This is a genomic window from Mesorhizobium delmotii (assembly GCF_900149755.1).
Lineage (GTDB): Bacteria > Pseudomonadota > Alphaproteobacteria > Rhizobiales > Rhizobiaceae > Mesorhizobium > Mesorhizobium delmotii.
Genome location: NZ_FUIG01000059.1, coordinates 42,868 through 58,345, shown reverse-complemented (window position 1 = coordinate 58,345; position 15,478 = coordinate 42,868). Strand labels below are relative to the sequence as shown.

The following is a 15,478-nucleotide window of genomic DNA, read 5'->3' as shown; positions in this document are numbered from 1 at the left end:
AACTTCGGAATCAGGACACTAGCAACCAATGTGCCTATCGCCGACGGCCTTCAGGGTTGCCAATGCCCACGCATTGGTATCTTTTCCCGCCGTTCAGATTCAGCGGAACCCGCCATGTCCTTTCAAAAACTCGACGACCTCGGCCACAAGCTCGAAGCACTGGAGCATGCGCTCGCCATTCTCGGCGCCGACGAGGCGACCCACATGGCCGTCGGCGGCGGCGAAAAGCGCGCCGAGGCGATGTCGGCGCTGGCCGGCATGCATCACGCCAGAGCGACAGCGCCGGAGATCGCCGACTGGATCGCAGCCGCCGAACAGGAAACGCTAAACGAAGAACAGCAGGCAGCGGTCAAGGAGTTCCGGCGGCAATACACCAACCTGACCTGTCTGCCGGTCGAATTCGTCGAGCGTCAAACGACCGCGCGCATGCGCTCCGAGCAGTTGTGGCGCGACTTGCGTGCAAAGAACGACTGGGCAGGTTTTTTGCCGGCGCTCGAAGGCGTCGTGGCGCTGGTGCGCGAGGAAGCAGCACTTCGCGCCGACGTGCTCGGCCTCGATCCCTATGACGCGCTGATGGAGCAATACGATCCCGGCAACCGCGCCGCCGACATCACGCCGGTCTTCGCCGAGCTGAAGACCTTCCTAAGGGATTTCGTGCCGGAGGCACTGGCCGTGCAGGAAGAGCGGCTGGCGAAACATCCGCTGAAGCAGCTTTCGGGCAGCTATGCGATCGAAAAGCAGCGCGAGCTTGGCCTCGCCATGATGGCGGCGGTCGGCTTCGACCTCACCCACGGCTCGCTGTCGGTATCGCATCATCCGTTCTGCGGCGGCGTGCCGAGCGACGTGCGCATCACCACCCGCTACAGGACCTCCGATTTCCTGTCGGCGGTGATGGGCGTGCTGCACGAGACCGGCCATGCGCTTTACGAACAGAACCTGCCGAAGGCGTGGGCGCACTGGCCGCTCGGCAAGGCGCGCGGCATGGCCGTGCATGAAAGCCAGAGCCTGTTCGTCGAAAAGCAGATCGGCCGCAATCCCGAATTCTGGCGCTGGGCGCTGCCTGTGGTCGAACGGCACCTCGGCGAGATCTGGTCGATCGACGACATCCTGCCGCATGTGCATCGGGTCGAGCGCGGCCTGATCCGCGTCGACGCCGACGAGGTCACCTATCCGCTGCACGTCATCCTGCGCTTCGAGCTGGAGCAGGAGCTTGTCTCGGGGCGGCTGGAGGCGGCCGACCTGCCCGAGGCCTGGGACGCCAAGATGCGCGACTATCTCGGCCTGTCGACCATCGACAACCCGGCCGACGGGCCGATGCAGGACGTGCACTGGCCGGGTGCCGCCTTCGGCTATTTCCCCTCCTACACACTGGGCGCCATGATGGCGGCGCAGCAATGGGCGGCGCTGACCAGAGATCATCCTTCGGCCGACGAAGACCTCGCCAAGGGGAATTTCGCGGCGATCAACGACTGGCGCCGTGAAAAGATCTGGTCGCAAGGCTCGCGCTGGTCGACGCCCGAACTGCTCGAACGCGCCACCGGCGAGAAACTGAACGCCGCGCATTTCACCGATCACCTGAAAAAGCGGTATGGCGCCTAGGGCCGCCCCTCCGACCCATCCCGCCTGACCGATCATTGGTGTTCTCTAGAGATACCGCATGATCCGCCGTTCTCGGTCCCAGCCGAGCCACCCTGCCTTGCAGGACGCAATTTACTTTTCTATCACTAATGGTGTTCGACTGTAATCTGGCGGGGCGTACAGGGCATGGGACGGGCAGGGCACTTTCAGGCGGCGACAACAGTGGTCGCCAGACTCACTGTATTGGCAAGACTTACAGTATTGATTGTCATTTGCACGGTCTGCTGGCCGGCCATGGCCGGTACGAACGTGCACAAGGGCAGCCTTGGCAACTGGATCGAGCAAGTCGCGCTTCCCAAGGCCGATCCGCAATTCGACAGCCAGATCAAGAACGGCATATCCAACCTGCTGTCGGATTTTCAGATCCGGAAGCGCCCCGGCGGATTGGAGATCTTCGACCGCTATTCCTACAAGATCGTCGACCGCACTGGCCTGGAACGCGGCGCTGCCATAAGTTTTGAATTCGATCCTGCGACGTCCGAGGTCACCGTGAACTGGATCGACATCATTCGCGACGGCGTGGTGATCAAGCACCTTTCCGATGCTGAGTTCGACGTGTTTCGGCGCGAGAGGGATGCGGAGAAGGGCCTCTTCGATGGTTGGCTTACCGCTTACGTGAACATCAACGATGTCCGGGTCGGAGACATCGTCGACTATGGCAAGACCACGGTCAGGACTCCGATCATCGGCACGGATCTTCTTTTCCATTCCTTTGCCGTGGCTTGGGATGAACCAATCGCTCTGATCCGCGAAAGAGTGACGTGGCCAACCGTGCAGCCCCTGAATTTCCGACAGGTCAGGACGGACATACGCCCGGATGTCGAGTCCACCGGAGAAACGACTACCTATCTTTGGCAAAGCGCCAACCCGACGCCCGTGAAATCGCAGGAATATCTGCCGCCGGACTTTCGCACATATCCATCCATCGAAATCTCCTCGACATCGAAATGGCAAGATATCGTCGACACGGTTCTTCCGTATTATCGGCTGGACCAGGAGCTGCCGGCAGAGTTCGCATCGAAGCTCGATGCCATTGCCGCCAAGTACGATGCGCCCGAAGACAGGATGATCGAGGCAATGCGGTTGGTCCAGGACACCATCCGCTATGTCAGCCTGTCCATGGGCCGTGGTTCCTATATCCCGCGCAGCCCGACGACAGTGGTGGCAAGCGGCTTCGGCGATTGCAAGGACAAGGCGCTGCTTCTCGCCTCCAGCCTGCGGCGACTGGGAATCCAGGCGGACGTGGCTCTCACGGATCTTGATGAAGGGCTTGCTCTCGCCACGATACTTCCGACGATAAGGGCGTTTGACCACATCATCGTAAAGGTCGTCATCGACAGCCAGAAGTACTGGATCGACGCGACCAACTATCTGCAGGGAGGCAGGGCAGATAATCTTGTGCCGCCCGACTACGGCTTTGCGCTGCCCATTGCCGCCGACAACGTGGGGATGGAAGAGATCGACCGAAACGAGCTCTACCAGCCGACCACCTTTGTGAACGAGGTATTCGATTTTCCCAAACGCAAGGGCGAGCCGCTCAAACTGACGGTTACCACTACCTATTGGGGCGCGGATGCCGATAGCATGCGCTATAAGCTTGTCTCGCAATCGGCGGCAAAGATCGCGGACGACTATCTCAAATATTACAATCGCCAGTATCCCGGGATGAAAAGCCTGGGGCCGTTGGTGACGAACGACAGCCGCGACAAGAATCTGGTGTCGGTAACCGAATCCTACGATCTGTCGGCAGACGATCTCGACGCCGATAACCTCGCCAAGGAATTTGCTCTGAAATCGGATGTCGGCATCAGATATCTGCCGGAGCCCGACCTCCTCGAAAGGAGCGCGCCAATCTGGCTAGGCAGCCCGATCTTTCGACGACACCCGTGCACGGTCAGAAATCTGAAGGCCCACTTCGTAGGCCCCGAGGACAATGACGACGTGATTACGCCCTACGTTGCATTCAAGGCTCGTTGGACGAGCACCTCCACCGAATTTCAGGTCGACTGGTTTCTCAAGACCATCAACGGTCAGGTTCCCGCCAAGAGCATCGGCCCCTATTTGAAATCCCTCAAGAAGATCAACGACAACTCGGCTTGGAACTACAATTTCGCCTATTCGGACGCCGAAGCGAACTGACGCCAGTGGAAAGGCCTACTCCGCGGCACCCTTGAAAGCATTCGCCCCGGTTTCGAACTGCAGCTTGGCCAGCCGCGCATAGATGCCGCCCTTGCCAACGAGGCTCTGGTGGGTGCCTTCCTCGACGATGCAGCCGCCATCCATGACCAGGATCCGGTCGGCCTTCAGCACCGTCGCCAGCCGGTGGGCGATGACGATGGTGGTGCGGCCCTGCATCAGCCGCTCCAGCGCCGTCTGCACCAGCGTCTCGCTTTCGGCGTCCAGCGCCGAGGTCGCCTCGTCGAGCAGAAGGATCGGCGCATCACGCAGAATCGCACGGGCAATCGCCACGCGCTGGCGCTGGCCGCCGGACAGCGTCACGCCGCGCTCGCCGACCTGGCTGGCATAGCCTTTTTCGAGCTTCAGGATGAACTCGTCGGCAAGCGCATCCTTGGCCGCCGCCTCGATCTCGGCGTCGCTGGCGTCCGGACGGCCGAAGCCGATATTGTCGCGCGCGCTGGCCGCGAAGATGGTGACATCCTGCGGCACGATGGCGATGCGCTCCCGGATCGCGGCAGGGTCGGCCTCGCGCACATTGACGCCGTCGATCATGATCTTGCCGGTCTCGGGGTCGTAGAAGCGCAGAAGCAGCGAAAAGACGGTGCTCTTGCCGGCGCCCGACGGGCCGACGATCGCCACCGTCTCGCCGGGCTTGACCTGGAAACTCAGACCTTGGACGGCGGCGCGGTCGGGCCCAGCGGGATAGGAGAAGGACACATCGTCGAAACTTATTGCGCCTCTGGCCGTCGCCGGCAGCGGTTTCGGATGCGCTGGGGCCTGGATCGCGGGCTTCTCGGCCAGGATCTCGGTCAGCCGTTCGGCAGCACCCGCCGCCTGGGAAAGCTCCCCCCACACTTCCGACAGCGCGCCGAGTGCGCCGGCGGCGAACACCGAATAGAGCAGGAACTGGCCGAGCGTGCCAGGCGACAGCGTGCCGTCGAGCACGTCGCGCGAGCCGAACCACAGCACCGCCACCACCGAGGAAAAGATCATGAAGATGGCGAAGAAGGTGAGGAAGGAGCGGGCAAAGATCGAAGATCGTGCCGCCTCGAACGCGGCTTCCACGGCAGATGAAAAATGCCCGGTGACGAGCTTCTCGTTGGTGAAGGCCTGCAGCGTGCGCACCGCGCCGATCTGCTCGCTGGCATAGGCCGTGGCGTCGGCCAGCGTGTCCTGCGCCAGCCGCGATTTGCGACGCACCGAGCGGCCGAAGGCGACCAGCGGCAGCACGATCACCGGGATGGCGGCGATGACAAGACCCGACAGCTTCGGGCTGGTGAAGACCATCATCGCCACGGCGCCGAGACCCAGGATGACGTTGCGCAGCGCCACCGATGCGGTGGCGCCGACCGCCGACTTGACCTGCGTCGTGTCGGCGGCGAGGCGCGAGACGATCTCGCCCGACTGGGCGGTGTCGAAGAAGGATGGCGACAGCGTCGTGACATGGCGGAACACATCGCTGCGGATGTCGGCGACGACGCGCTCGCCCAGCGTGATGACGAAATAGTAGCGGCTGGCTGACGCCGCAGCGAGCAAGGCAGCCATCACCACCAGCATGGCGAAGTACTCGGCGATGAAACTGGAATTGGAGGCGGAAAAGCCGTGATCGATCATCCGCCGTACGGCGAGCGGCAGCGCCAGCGTTGTCGCCGCAGCAATGGTCAGCGAGACGACCGCGCCAATGACCATTTTCCGGTAGCGGGTGATGTAGGGGAACAGGCGCCGCAGCGGCTTGAGCGAGCGCCTACGCTCGTCTGCATCGCCGCTGGTGTGCGCCATGACCGTTTCCTCTGGCTCTTCTGGGCATGCGCCTCAATATGCGCTTACCGCGGCCTTGTGATTCAATTCCGGCTGATGTATAGGCTCGCCGACCGTTTTTAAAAGCCGTGGCTCCTCAATAGCTGCGGCTTCGAGTTTTAAAAAGGGGCGCATCGACGCAGGCTTTATGCCCGTCAGCAGCGCCGGCGAACCAGGAATAGCACAATGAAGACCGACATCCATCCCGACTACCACACCATCAAGGTCGTCATGACCGACGGCACCGAATACATGACCCGTTCGACCTGGGGCAAGGAAGGCGATACGATGAACCTCGACATCGACCCGACCACCCATCCGGCCTGGACCGGCGGCCAGCAGACCCTGCTCGACCGCGGCGGCCGCCTGTCGAAGTTCAAGAAGCGTTTCGAAGGTTTTGGGCTCTAAGCCGCAGGCCTTTCGTAGATCAAGAACCCGCCCTCGTGGCGGGTTTTTTGTTGCCGGAATGCGGCTCTATTCGTCGACCAGCTCGCGCAGCGCCATGCGCTTGTAGGCGGCGACCAGGTCGTCGCCTTCCTTTCGACTGACCGAGATCGCCAGCCGCATGGTTGCCTCGCCCATCTGCCAGATGAGAAGCGCCGTCGTTTCCAGCGCCGCCGGATCGGCGGCAGGCCGCAGCCGCTTCAGCACCGCTGTGAGGAATTCGGCATTGGCCCGGCTGTCCGCAAGCTCGAGTTCGCGCAGCGCCTTGTCGGCTTGTGTACCCGACCAGATGTCGCGCATCACCGGCTCCGCCAGGAACAGCCCATAATAAATATCCACCAGCTCGGAAAATGCCCGCCGCAGCCCTTCGGCGTCGCTAACCTGTGCAAGTGCTGCCGCGATGCAGGCCTGGCTTTGAACGGTGTGGCGCTCGGCCAGTGCCCAGATGATCGCCCGCTTGTCCGGGAAGAACTGGTAGAGCGAACCGATCGACACGCCGGCCCGTTCCGCCACTTCGCCCATGCGCATGGCATCGCTGCCTTGCTCGGCGATCAGCGCGGAGGCGGCAGCCAGCATCCGCTCGACCCGCTCGCGGCTGCGTTGCTGACTTGGCGCCCGGCGTGGCGACGCGATCTGACCATCCTGTGAACCCGCTACAGTCGAGCCTTGCATCACTGTCTCCTGACGAATGATCAACAAATTGGCTTGACTCACAAAATACGAGGGTTTATCACGTTTTGCAAATGTGAGGATTTCTCATGTTTGTGAACAAAGGAAAATCACATGACCGACACAGCAAAAAAACCGATTTTGATCCTCGGCGGCACCGGCAAAACCGGCCGTCGTCTCGCGGACAGGCTGACGGCGCAGGGCTTGCCGGTACGCATCGGCTCGCGCTCGGGCACGCCGCCCTTCGACTGGGAAAACGACGCGACCTGGGCCCCCGCACTTGACGGTGTCGGCGCCGTCTACATCAGCTACTATCCTGATCTTGCGGTGCCCGGTGCGGCCGAAGCGGTCGGCGCCTTCGCCAACCTTACCGTGGCAAGCGGTGTGCGCCGGCTGGTGCTGCTGTCGGGGCGCGGCGAAACGGAAGCGCAACGCGCCGAAGAGATGCTGAAAGCCTCAGGCGCCGACTGGACGATCCTGCGCTGCGCCTGGTTTTCCCAGAACTTCAGCGAGAGTTTTTTGCTTGATCCGCTTCTCGCCGGTGAGGTGGCTTTGCCGGTCGGCGCTGTCGGAGAACCGTTCGTCGACGCCGACGACATTGCCGACGCCGCCGTGACGGTGCTTACCCGGCAAGGCCATGTCGGCCAGCTTTACGAGCTGACCGGGCCACGGCTGCTGAGCTTCGCTGACGCGGTCGCCGAGATCGGCAAGGCGAGCGGCCGCGGCATCCGGTTCAAACGGATTTCGCATGCCGAGTTCACCGCAGCTGTCGCCGGGTACGAGTTGCCGGCCGAGTTCGCCTGGCTGCTCAACGAGCTGTTCACCGAGGTGCTCGACGGCCGCAACGAGGCGCTGACCGACGGCGTCGAGCGCGTGCTCGGCCGCGCCCCAAAGGACTTTTCCGCCTATGCAACCGAAACCGCTGCTACGGGCATCTGGAGTGACTGACATGATCATGAAACTGCTTCCCACCCTAACCTTCGTCACCGCGCTCGGCTCGGGCGTCGTCGCTGGTGTCTTCTTCGCCTTTTCCAGCTTCGTCATGCCGGGCCTCGCCCGCATGCCTGCCGCGGGCGGCATCGCCGCCATGAATTCGATCAACGTCACTGCGGTGACGCCGATGTTCATGACCGCGCTTTTCGGCACCGGACTGGTCTGCCTCGTCCTCGCCGTCGGCGCTGTCATCGGCTGGAACCAGCCGGGTTCGTTCTGGCTTCTCGCCGGCGCCCTGATCTATCTCGTCGGCAACCTGATCGTGACGATGATTTTCAACGTGCCGCTCAACAACGCGCTGGCCGCCGTCGATCCGGCGAGCGCCAACGGCGCCGCCGTGTGGGCCACCTATCTCAGGGACTGGGTGATGTGGAACCACGTCCGCACCATCACCGCCATCGTGGCGCTGGGCTGCTTCATCGTGGCGTGGCGGTGAATTAGGGCAGAAATCTAAGAGACCTTGCGTCAGGCAGGGTCTTTTGACTTGTGGCCCTTGCGATCGGCATGGCCGAGATCGCGATCCGGATCGATCACGTCGCGAACCAGTTGCTTGAGCCTTGTGGCATCGGGAAAGCCGCCGTCGCGCTTGCGGTCCCAGACCAGCGTGTCGTTGCAGGAAATGGTGAAAATGCCGCCGGTGCCCGGCACCAGCGTGACCTCGCCCAGATCCGTTGCGAAGGTCGACAGCAGCTCCTGCGCCATCCAGCCGGCCCGCAGCAGCCACTGGCACTGCGTGCAATAAGTGATGCGGACGCGGGGCAGCGCCTGTCCGCTCATGTCGGACTGAGCTCCGCTCATGTCTGGCTGAGCTCCGCTCATGCCGCGCTGAGCTTCGCCATGGTCTCGTCGTCGACCTCGAAATTGGCGTAGACGCTCTGCACGTCGTCATCGTCCTCGAGCGTGGCGACCAGTTTCATCAGCGACTGTGCCCGCTCCTCGTCGACCGCGATGTTGGTTTGCGGCTTCCAGATCGGCTTCACCGATTCTGCCTCACCGAGCGCGCCTTCCAGCGCCTTCGACACCTCGCCGAGGTTCTCGAACGCGCAATAGATCGTGTGGCCTTCCTCGTCCGACTGGACGTCGTCGGCCCCGGCCTCGATCGCCGCGTCCATGACCTTCTCGGCGCTGCCGACTGACGCCGGATAGAAGATCTCGCCGACACGGTCCCACATGAACGACACCGAGCCGGTTTCGCCCATCGCCCCGCCAGCCTTGGTGAAGGCGGCGCGCACATTCGACGCCGAGCGGTTGCGGTTGTCGGTCAGCGCCTCGACGATCAGCGCAACGCCACCCGGCCCATAGCCTTCGTAGCGCACAGCTTCGTAAGTCTCGGCGTCGCCCATCGACGCCTTGTTGATGGCGCGCTGGATGTTGTCCTTCGGCATCGACACCGCCTTGGCGTTCTGCACGGCAAGACGCAGGCGCGGGTTCATCGACGGATCCGGCGTGCCGCTCTTGGCGGCGACGGTTATTTCGCGCGCCAGCTTGGAAAACATTTTCGACCGCACCGCGTCCTGGCGGCCCTTGCGGTGCATGATGTTCTTGAACTGTGAATGGCCAGCCATGGCACCCCTGTCGTCTTCTCGGCTAGAGCATCCTGCAGTGAGGTAGTCACCTCGCCTTTTGCCAAAATGCTCGAATTCAAAATTTCAGAACGTCCCTGGTGCGTCCGGATGGACGTACGGCGCTCTATCTCGGAATGGCCGGCTTATAGATAAATCGGCTCAATTCGTCCAGCCGCGCCGTCAGGGTGGTGCGGCAACGTAACCGCCAGCTGCTTTCCTGCGGCCATTTCACACCTCCAGATCGGATTTCAGCTGGTCGAGAATGCTGATCGCATGCGTGGCGTACTGGCTGATCCAGCGGTCGTGGATCTGCTTGATCGGCAGCGCATTGAGATGGTTCCAGCGTTCGCGCCCCTCGCGCCGCGCCACCACCAGGTCGGCTTCCTCCAGCACTTTCAGATGCAGCATGACAGTGCAGCGGTCCATGTCAGGAAAGGCATCGCACAGCATGCCGGTGGTCCGCGGCGCGTCTTTCAACTCGTCCAGCAGCGCACGCCGGCGCGGATGCGCCAGCGCCTTGAAAACATTGTCGTCCTGCGCTTTGCTTGACATGTTATATTTTTATAACATAATACCGATCTGATCAAGGAAGGAGCTGTGGATATGTCTCTTGGATTCAGAGTTTCGGGCCGCATCGGCAAACCGGTCGCCGAAGTTTTCGACGCGGTCGTCAACCCGAACAAACTCAGCGGCTATTTCACCACAATCGGCGGCGCCAGTGCCCCGCTGGTGGCCGGCGCCAAGGTCGTCTGGTGGGGCAAGGTCCCGGTCGAGGTCGACGAAGTGGATAAAGACAACCGCATCGTGCTGCGCTGGGACGCCACCGACGCCGACGGCAAGCCGGCTTACAAGACGCGCATCGAGATGAATTTCGAGCCGCTAGACGACGGCGGCACCTTCGTCACCATCGCCGAGGCCGGCTGGCACGAGGACGCGGTCGGCCTGAAGAAGTCCTACCTCAATTGCGAGGGCTGGTCGCAGATGCTGGCCTGCATGAAGGCCTATGTCGAATACGGGATCAATTTGCGCGACGGCTACTATCGCAGCGAGATGAAGGGCGAGCCGGCGAGCGAAGACAATATCTGAGAAGACGGAGGAAAGAATGGCTGCGAAGATCAACGGCGGCATCAACATCGCCATGAAGGTGCCGCCACACCAATACCAGGAGACGATCGCCTTCTACCGCGATGTCGTCGGCCTGAAGTCGTTCACGGCCAAGGCGCCGGCGATCGGTTTCGAACTCGGTCCCAATCGCCTGTGGATCGACGAGGCGCCGATGCTGAGCCAGGCCGAGGTCTGGCTGGAGCTGTTCACCGATGATTTTCCGGCCGCCGCCGATCATCTCGCCAAGGCCGGCGTCGTGCGCTGCGACGCCATCGAGGCGCTCGGCGAAGGTTTTCGTGGCGGCTGGATCACCAATCCGGCCAACATCATTCACCTGGTGCGCGAACCCGACGCATGGTGACGGAGACCTGTTCGGAAGGAGGACGATATGGACATCCGTGAGACACCGACCGCCGAAGCCGGCATGCTGATCCGGCGGCCGGTCGCAGAAGTGTTCGAAGCCATCGTCGATCCGGCGATCACGACGAAATTCTGGTTCACCCATGGCAGCGACAGGTTGGACAGCGGCAACGAGGTTCGCTGGGAATGGCGCACGTATGGCGTCTCGACGCCGGTCACGGTCAGCGAGATCGTCCGGGACGACAAAATCGTCATGCAATGGAGCGATCCGCCGACAACGGTGGTCTGGACCTTTACCGAGCTGCCGGGCGGCACGACCTTTGTCGAGGTTCGCAATTTCGGTTTTGCCGGCAGTGCCGACGAGCAGGTCAAGCAGGCGATCGGCTCGACCGATGGCTTCGCGCTGGTGCTCGCCGGCGCCAAGGCGTGGCTGGAGCAAGGCCTGACGCTTGGCTTGATCGGCGACCGTCACCCGAAGGGCGTGCCGGCAGGTTAGAACGCAGCGGCGTCTCCAGGCGCGCCGGGCTCAGTGCCCGCCGGCCCTTCTGCGACGTCGAGCCAGCATGTTGAGGCCCTCGACAAGGGCGGAAAAACCCATGGCGGCGTAGATGTAGCCCTTCGGCACATGGAAGCCCATGCCGTCGGCGATCAGCGTCATGCCGATCATCAGCAGGAAGCTCAGCGCCAGCATGACAATGCTGGGGTTCTTGGCGATGAAGTTGGCGAGCGGCCCGGCCGCCAGCATCATCACGCTGACCGCCACGATCACGGCGATGTACATGATGGCGATCTCGTCGGTCATGCCGACCGCGGTGATGATCGAATCGATCGAAAAGACGAGGTCGAGCAGCAGGATCTGGAAGATGGCGCCGGCCAGCGAAAGCTGCAGCGTGTCGCCCATCATCGTGTCCTGGTGATCCTCGAGATCGACCGTGTGGTGGATCTCCTTGGTCGCCTTCCAGACGAGGAACAGGCCGCCGGCGATCAGGATCAGATCGCGCCAGGAAAAGCCATGGCCGAAGGCAGTGAATACCGGCGCCGTCAACTGGACGATGATCGAGATGGTGGCAAGCAGAACCAGCCGCATGATCAGCGCGGCAGAAATGCCGAGCCGCCGGGCGCGGGCCCTTTGTGCCTCCGGCAATTTGTTGGTCAGGATCGAGATGAAGATCAGATTGTCGATGCCGAGCACGACCTCCAGCACAATCAGCGTCAGCAACGCTACCCATGCGGTCGGATCGGAGACAAAGGCGAAATGCGGCGCCAGGAATTCGATGAGCTGCATGGAGGTCGTCCCCTCTTACGATCTGAAGCAGGCGTAGCCGGCAATTAGGTAGTACAATCGCTTACATCAATGTCATGACCAGAACGATGGCGCCGTTTCCTCCAGCCGCGGTCCGCGACGAAACGGCGCAATCCGCTCGGTCAGGCCGCTGCGATCCGAAATGTCGACGCCGACGCCGCACAATGTCGCCGGGCCGGTCGCCGCCTCGAAGCGCCCTTTCGGCACCTTCGACAGAAACCGGTTGAGCGGCTCCTCCTTGTCCATACCGAGCGAGGAATCATAGTCGCCGCACATGCCGGCGTCGGAGATATAGCCGGTGCCGCCATTGAGGATATGATGGTCGCCGGTCGGCTGGTGCGTGTGGGTGCCGACGACCAGGCTGGCGCGGCCGTCGACGAAATGCGCAAAGCACATTTTTTCAGAGGTCGCCTCGGCATGGAAATCGATGACCACCGCATCGGCCTGCTCGCCGAGCGGGCAGGCGGCAAGCTCGCGCTCGCCGGCCTGGAACGGATCGTCGAGTTCGGGATGCATGAACACCCGGCCCATGATGTTGGCGACCAGAACGCGCGCGCCGTTCCTGGCGATGTAAACGCCGGAGCCCCGCCCCGGCGTGCCCTTGGGGAAATTGGACGGACGCAGGAACCGTTCCTCGCGCGGAGCGAAAGCCAGCGCATCGCGCTGGTCCCAGACATGGTTGCCGGTGGTGACGACATCGGCACCCGCCGAGATCGTCTCGCGAAAGATCTCTTCGGTGATGCCGAAGCCGCCGGCGGCGTTCTCGCCGTTGACGATAACGAAGTCGAGGTTGAAATCTGAGATCAGGCCGGGCAGTTGTTCCCACACCGCCGTGCGTCCCGTCTTGCCGACCATATCGCCGAGGAAGAGAAGTCTCATATAAACATGATCCCGAACCGAAGGTCAGCAAAGCAAGAAAGCTGCATGACTTTCGAAAAAGACCATGCGTCCAGGAACTTATCTACAATTTCGGCGCGAACCGGCGCAACCCGCTCTCGGTGAGTATTTCCGGAATGATCACGTCATGCGGCTCGTCCGGCACCAGCGCCACCTCCTGGCACTCGAAAGCAATGCCGATCAGCCTAGGCGGCTGCCCCTTGTCGACCAGCCGCGCGATCGCGCGGTCGTAATAACCGGCGCCATAGCCGATCCGGTGGCCTCGTGCATCGAAGGCGGCAAGCGGCACCAGCATCACCTGGGGATCGAGCACCTCGGCCTCTTCATGCGGCCCGACGGTGCCGAACCCCATGTCGATCATCGGTGCGCCACGCACCAGTTCGCGAAAAACGATGGTGGTCTTGTTGAGAATTGCCGGCAGGCAAAGCCTTGCTCCCTTTTCGCGCAAGGCGAACATCAGCGGCCGGACGTCGACTTCCGAGCGCATCGGCCAGAAGCCGGAGACGATCTGGCCCGGCTCTATCGTAATGCTGTCCCGCGCCGCCTCGGCCATTTCGAGCGCTGCCTCCACCCGCCAGAACGGATCGAGCGCATCGCGGCGCCCGAGTGCTTCCTTGCGGAGATGTTTCTTCAGGTCTTTGGGAGAGGTCATGGAGCCAAGGTAGAAAGGTCGGATCTGGTTGGAGCTTTGGGAGCGACGTTTTCTACCGCATGATCCACCGAAGCGTCAGTAGATCCTTTGCGTCGAGTGACGATCCACACAACCGGTGGAGAGAGCGATCCCGGGAACCTACAAAGTAGGTGGGCGCCGTATGAGAAAACCCACGGGTCTTCCCAGGGACAGCTCCCTAGGGATCATTAAGGCCCCGGGGAAAATGTTCTCCTGCCGGGAAGCGCAGACCGTCACGACCAATATAGGCTGGCGATCGGCCAAGCGCCAGAGAGACGGGCCATGCTCCGTGGCTTAATTCGTCATCAGGTTCTGCCTTGCAGCTGCGCGGCACGAGGTTTCACCGCGCCCTCGCCGCGGCGCCTTGCACAGGCTGGGCCGTCTCCTTACGATTACCATGAAAAACCGAGGAGCAAGAATGCGTTTCGAAGGCACGGCGGCCTATGTCGCCGACAAGGATCTGATGGTGGCGGTCAATGCGGCGATCGCGCTGGAGCAGCCATTGCTGGTTAAGGGCGAGCCCGGCACCGGCAAGACCGAACTGGCCAGGCAAGTGGCGGCCGCGCTCGGCCTCGAGCTGATCGAATGGCACGTCAAGTCGACGACAAGGGCGCAGCAGGGCCTCTACGAGTATGACGCCGTCTCGCGGCTGCGCGACAGCCAGCTCGGCGACGAGCGCTTCAACGACATCAGGAACTATATCAAGCGCGGCAAGCTGTGGGACGCCTTCGCCGCCGGCAAGAAGGTCGTGCTTCTGATCGACGAGATCGACAAGGCCGATATCGAATTCCCCAACGATCTGTTGCAGGAACTCGATAGGATGGAGTTCTTCGTCTACGAGACCGGCGAAACGGTCCGCGCCGCTGTGCGCCCGATCGTCATCATCACCTCCAACAACGAGAAGGAACTGCCGGACGCTTTCCTGCGCCGCTGCTTCTTCCACTATATCCGCTTTCCCGATGTCGAGACGCTGCACAGGATTGTCGACGTGCACTATCCCGGCATCAAGCAGAACCTGGTGCGCGCCGCACTGACCCAGTTCTACGAGATCCGCGACGTGCCGGGTCTGAAGAAAAAGCCGTCGACCTCCGAGGCACTCGACTGGATCCGCCTGTTGGTCGCCGACGACATCGCGCCCGAGCATTTGCGCGCCGACCCGAAGAACGCGCTCCCCAAGCTGCATGGCGCGCTTTTGAAGAACGAACAGGACGTGCATCTGTTCGAGCGCCTGGCATTCATGGCGAGAAGGCAGGGGTGAGGAGCGGTCGGCCAAAGGCCGACGAACGCCCGAAGCCATAGCGGAGGGCCGGGCATGCGGCGGCGGACAGCGCTTTCCCGTTGCTGGACCGTTGCCGCGGGCCGGGCACCGAGGCAGCTTGGGCCGAAAGCTTCGGAAGGAAATGAAATGACCGAGATCACCGTCCGCCCACTGGCACAATCCGACCACGCCGACTGGCAGCGTCTGTGGACCGCTTACCTCACCTTCTACGAAACCAAGCTGCCGGAAGAGGTCTACGCCGTCACCTGGAAGCGGCTGTTCGCGGCGGGTGAGTTCGAACCGAAGGGTTTTGTCGCCACCCTCGACGGCAAGGCGGTTGGCCTGACGCACTATCTCTACCATCGCTCCTGCTGGTCGCAGATGAACAACTGCTATCTGCAGGATTTGTTCGCCGACCCGGATGTGCGCGGCAAGGGCGTCGGCGCCGCCCTGATCGAAGCGGTCAAGCAGGAAGCCGGCAAGGTCGGCGTCAAGAACGTCTACTGGATGACCCACGAGACCAACACCACCGCGCGCAAGCTCTACGATCACGTGGCGCGCCGCACCGGCTTCATCGAATATGATTTACTATAATTGATGCG

General features: G+C 62.2%; 19 protein-coding genes and 1 other RNA gene. 10 read left to right on the top strand and 10 right to left on the bottom strand.

The genetic code is table 11. The features are described from left to right. Nucleotides 1-114: 114 nt before the first annotated feature. Nucleotides 115-1,599, top strand: coding sequence for a carboxypeptidase M32 (locus tag BQ8482_RS31830; protein WP_123151187.1), 1,485 nt, complete (start codon nt 115-117; stop codon nt 1,597-1,599). A 273-nt stretch (nt 1,600-1,872) separates the two neighbouring features. Then, nucleotides 1,873-3,777, top strand: a complete 1,905-nt coding sequence (locus tag BQ8482_RS31825; RefSeq protein WP_244603069.1) for a DUF3857 domain-containing protein — start codon at nt 1,873-1,875, stop codon at nt 3,775-3,777. A 15-nt stretch (nt 3,778-3,792) separates the two neighbouring features. Here BQ8482_RS31825 and BQ8482_RS31820 read toward each other — a convergent pair whose 3' ends face one another. Then, a complete protein-coding gene (locus BQ8482_RS31820) occupies nt 3,793-5,595 on the bottom strand; it encodes an ABC transporter transmembrane domain-containing protein (RefSeq protein ID WP_123151185.1) in 1,803 nt (600 codons plus the stop codon). Nucleotides 5,596-5,628: 33 nt separating this feature from the next. Next, nucleotides 5,629-5,817 (bottom strand): hypothetical protein, encoded by a 189-nt coding sequence (locus BQ8482_RS38800; protein ID WP_133254873.1) that lies wholly within the window; start codon nt 5,815-5,817, stop codon nt 5,629-5,631. Here BQ8482_RS38800 and rpmE point away from each other — a divergent pair. After that, a complete protein-coding gene (gene rpmE, locus BQ8482_RS31815) occupies nt 5,800-6,021 on the top strand; it encodes a 50S ribosomal protein L31 (RefSeq protein WP_006327661.1) in 222 nt (73 codons plus the stop codon). The genes BQ8482_RS38800 and rpmE overlap by 18 nt on opposite strands. Nucleotides 6,022-6,087: 66 nt before the next feature. On the opposite strand, the gene BQ8482_RS31810 is transcribed toward rpmE, so the two are convergent. Continuing rightward, complete coding sequence (locus BQ8482_RS31810; RefSeq protein WP_123151184.1) at nt 6,088-6,729, bottom strand: TetR/AcrR family transcriptional regulator; 642 nt, start codon at nt 6,727-6,729, stop codon at nt 6,088-6,090. Between the two features lie 111 nt (nt 6,730-6,840). Between BQ8482_RS31810 and BQ8482_RS31805 the strand changes: the two genes are divergently transcribed. After that, the gene (locus BQ8482_RS31805) at nt 6,841-7,674 is read left to right on the top strand and encodes a Rossmann-fold NAD(P)-binding domain-containing protein (RefSeq protein WP_123151183.1); all 834 of its coding nucleotides are present in this window, start codon (nt 6,841-6,843) and stop codon (nt 7,672-7,674) included. A 1-nt stretch (nt 7,675) separates the two neighbouring features. Beyond that, nucleotides 7,676-8,155 carry an anthrone oxygenase family protein gene (locus BQ8482_RS31800; protein WP_123151182.1) on the top strand — a complete coding sequence of 160 codons (480 nt, stop codon included), beginning with the start codon at nt 7,676-7,678 and terminating at the stop codon, nt 8,153-8,155. A gap of 29 nt (nt 8,156-8,184) precedes the next feature. On the opposite strand, the gene BQ8482_RS31795 is transcribed toward BQ8482_RS31800, so the two are convergent. The 3 genes from BQ8482_RS31795 to BQ8482_RS31785 all read right to left on the bottom strand — a co-directional run bounded on the left by BQ8482_RS31795 (nt 8,185) and on the right by BQ8482_RS31785 (nt 9,836). Then, the gene (locus BQ8482_RS31795) at nt 8,185-8,517 is read right to left on the bottom strand and encodes an Rdx family protein (protein WP_123151181.1); all 333 of its coding nucleotides are present in this window, start codon (nt 8,515-8,517) and stop codon (nt 8,185-8,187) included. 17 nt (nt 8,518-8,534) lie between these two features. Then, on the bottom strand, nt 8,535-9,284 hold the full coding sequence (locus tag BQ8482_RS31790; RefSeq protein WP_023800014.1) for a YebC/PmpR family DNA-binding transcriptional regulator: 750 nt from the start codon (nt 9,282-9,284) through the stop codon (nt 8,535-8,537). A gap of 228 nt (nt 9,285-9,512) precedes the next feature. Further along, entirely contained in the window at nt 9,513-9,836 is a 324-nt protein-coding gene (locus tag BQ8482_RS31785) for an ArsR/SmtB family transcription factor (protein WP_123151180.1), read from the bottom strand. Between the two features lie 51 nt (nt 9,837-9,887). Between BQ8482_RS31785 and BQ8482_RS31780 the strand changes: the two genes are divergently transcribed. From BQ8482_RS31780 to BQ8482_RS31770, 3 genes are read left to right on the top strand one after another with little or no spacing between them, the layout of a single operon-like run. Then, complete coding sequence (locus tag BQ8482_RS31780) at nt 9,888-10,370, top strand: SRPBCC domain-containing protein (RefSeq protein ID WP_123151179.1); 483 nt, start codon at nt 9,888-9,890, stop codon at nt 10,368-10,370. A 16-nt stretch (nt 10,371-10,386) separates the two neighbouring features. After that, the gene (locus BQ8482_RS31775; RefSeq protein ID WP_123151178.1) at nt 10,387-10,749 is read left to right on the top strand and encodes a VOC family protein; all 363 of its coding nucleotides are present in this window, start codon (nt 10,387-10,389) and stop codon (nt 10,747-10,749) included. A 27-nt stretch (nt 10,750-10,776) separates the two neighbouring features. Beyond that, complete coding sequence (locus BQ8482_RS31770; protein WP_123151177.1) at nt 10,777-11,244, top strand: SRPBCC family protein; 468 nt, start codon at nt 10,777-10,779, stop codon at nt 11,242-11,244. 30 nt (nt 11,245-11,274) lie between these two features. On the opposite strand, the gene BQ8482_RS31765 is transcribed toward BQ8482_RS31770, so the two are convergent. From BQ8482_RS31765 to ssrS, 4 genes are all read right to left on the bottom strand, one after another. Next, nucleotides 11,275-12,033, bottom strand: coding sequence for a TerC family protein (locus tag BQ8482_RS31765; protein WP_123151176.1), 759 nt, complete (start codon nt 12,031-12,033; stop codon nt 11,275-11,277). A gap of 72 nt (nt 12,034-12,105) precedes the next feature. Then, complete coding sequence (locus BQ8482_RS31760; RefSeq protein WP_123151175.1) at nt 12,106-12,930, bottom strand: TIGR00282 family metallophosphoesterase; 825 nt, start codon at nt 12,928-12,930, stop codon at nt 12,106-12,108. Nucleotides 12,931-13,012: 82 nt separating this feature from the next. Beyond that, nucleotides 13,013-13,600, bottom strand: a complete 588-nt coding sequence (locus tag BQ8482_RS31755; protein WP_123151174.1) for a 5-formyltetrahydrofolate cyclo-ligase — start codon at nt 13,598-13,600, stop codon at nt 13,013-13,015. Nucleotides 13,601-13,697: 97 nt separating this feature from the next. Continuing rightward, a non-coding RNA gene (gene ssrS, locus BQ8482_RS31750) (6S RNA) lies at nt 13,698-13,853 on the bottom strand. A gap of 183 nt (nt 13,854-14,036) precedes the next feature. On the opposite strand from ssrS, the gene BQ8482_RS31745 reads away from it, so the two are divergent. Continuing rightward, nucleotides 14,037-14,876, top strand: a complete 840-nt coding sequence (locus tag BQ8482_RS31745; RefSeq protein ID WP_123151173.1) for an AAA family ATPase — start codon at nt 14,037-14,039, stop codon at nt 14,874-14,876. Between the two features lie 147 nt (nt 14,877-15,023). Continuing rightward, on the top strand, nt 15,024-15,470 hold the full coding sequence (locus BQ8482_RS31740; protein ID WP_123151172.1) for a GNAT family N-acetyltransferase: 447 nt from the start codon (nt 15,024-15,026) through the stop codon (nt 15,468-15,470). The last annotated feature ends 8 nt before the right edge of the window (nt 15,471-15,478 follow it).

Coding starts and splice junctions, on each gene's coding strand:
- BQ8482_RS31805 (WP_123151183.1), top strand. CDS start 6,841: ATGACCGACACAGCAAAAAAACCGATTTTGATCCTCGGCGGCACCGGC.
- rpmE (WP_006327661.1), top strand. CDS start 5,800: ATGAAGACCGACATCCATCCCGACTACCACACCATCAAGGTCGTCATG.
- BQ8482_RS31740 (WP_123151172.1), top strand. CDS start 15,024: ATGACCGAGATCACCGTCCGCCCACTGGCACAATCCGACCACGCCGAC.
- BQ8482_RS31810 (WP_123151184.1), bottom strand. CDS start 6,729: ATGCAAGGCTCGACTGTAGCGGGTTCACAGGATGGTCAGATCGCGTCG.
- BQ8482_RS38800 (WP_133254873.1), bottom strand. CDS start 5,817: ATGGATGTCGGTCTTCATTGTGCTATTCCTGGTTCGCCGGCGCTGCTG.
- BQ8482_RS31780 (WP_123151179.1), top strand. CDS start 9,888: ATGTCTCTTGGATTCAGAGTTTCGGGCCGCATCGGCAAACCGGTCGCC.
- BQ8482_RS31800 (WP_123151182.1), top strand. CDS start 7,676: ATGATCATGAAACTGCTTCCCACCCTAACCTTCGTCACCGCGCTCGGC.
- BQ8482_RS31765 (WP_123151176.1), bottom strand. CDS start 12,033: ATGCAGCTCATCGAATTCCTGGCGCCGCATTTCGCCTTTGTCTCCGAT.
- BQ8482_RS31775 (WP_123151178.1), top strand. CDS start 10,387: ATGGCTGCGAAGATCAACGGCGGCATCAACATCGCCATGAAGGTGCCG.
- BQ8482_RS31785 (WP_123151180.1), bottom strand. CDS start 9,836: ATGTCAAGCAAAGCGCAGGACGACAATGTTTTCAAGGCGCTGGCGCAT.
- BQ8482_RS31820 (WP_123151185.1), bottom strand. CDS start 5,595: ATGGCGCACACCAGCGGCGATGCAGACGAGCGTAGGCGCTCGCTCAAG.
- BQ8482_RS31755 (WP_123151174.1), bottom strand. CDS start 13,600: ATGACCTCTCCCAAAGACCTGAAGAAACATCTCCGCAAGGAAGCACTC.
- BQ8482_RS31760 (WP_123151175.1), bottom strand. CDS start 12,930: ATGAGACTTCTCTTCCTCGGCGATATGGTCGGCAAGACGGGACGCACG.
- BQ8482_RS31825 (WP_244603069.1), top strand. CDS start 1,873: ATGGCCGGTACGAACGTGCACAAGGGCAGCCTTGGCAACTGGATCGAG.
- BQ8482_RS31795 (WP_123151181.1), bottom strand. CDS start 8,517: ATGAGCGGAGCTCAGTCCGACATGAGCGGACAGGCGCTGCCCCGCGTC.
- BQ8482_RS31790 (WP_023800014.1), bottom strand. CDS start 9,284: ATGGCTGGCCATTCACAGTTCAAGAACATCATGCACCGCAAGGGCCGC.
- BQ8482_RS31745 (WP_123151173.1), top strand. CDS start 14,037: ATGCGTTTCGAAGGCACGGCGGCCTATGTCGCCGACAAGGATCTGATG.
- BQ8482_RS31770 (WP_123151177.1), top strand. CDS start 10,777: ATGGACATCCGTGAGACACCGACCGCCGAAGCCGGCATGCTGATCCGG.
- BQ8482_RS31830 (WP_123151187.1), top strand. CDS start 115: ATGTCCTTTCAAAAACTCGACGACCTCGGCCACAAGCTCGAAGCACTG.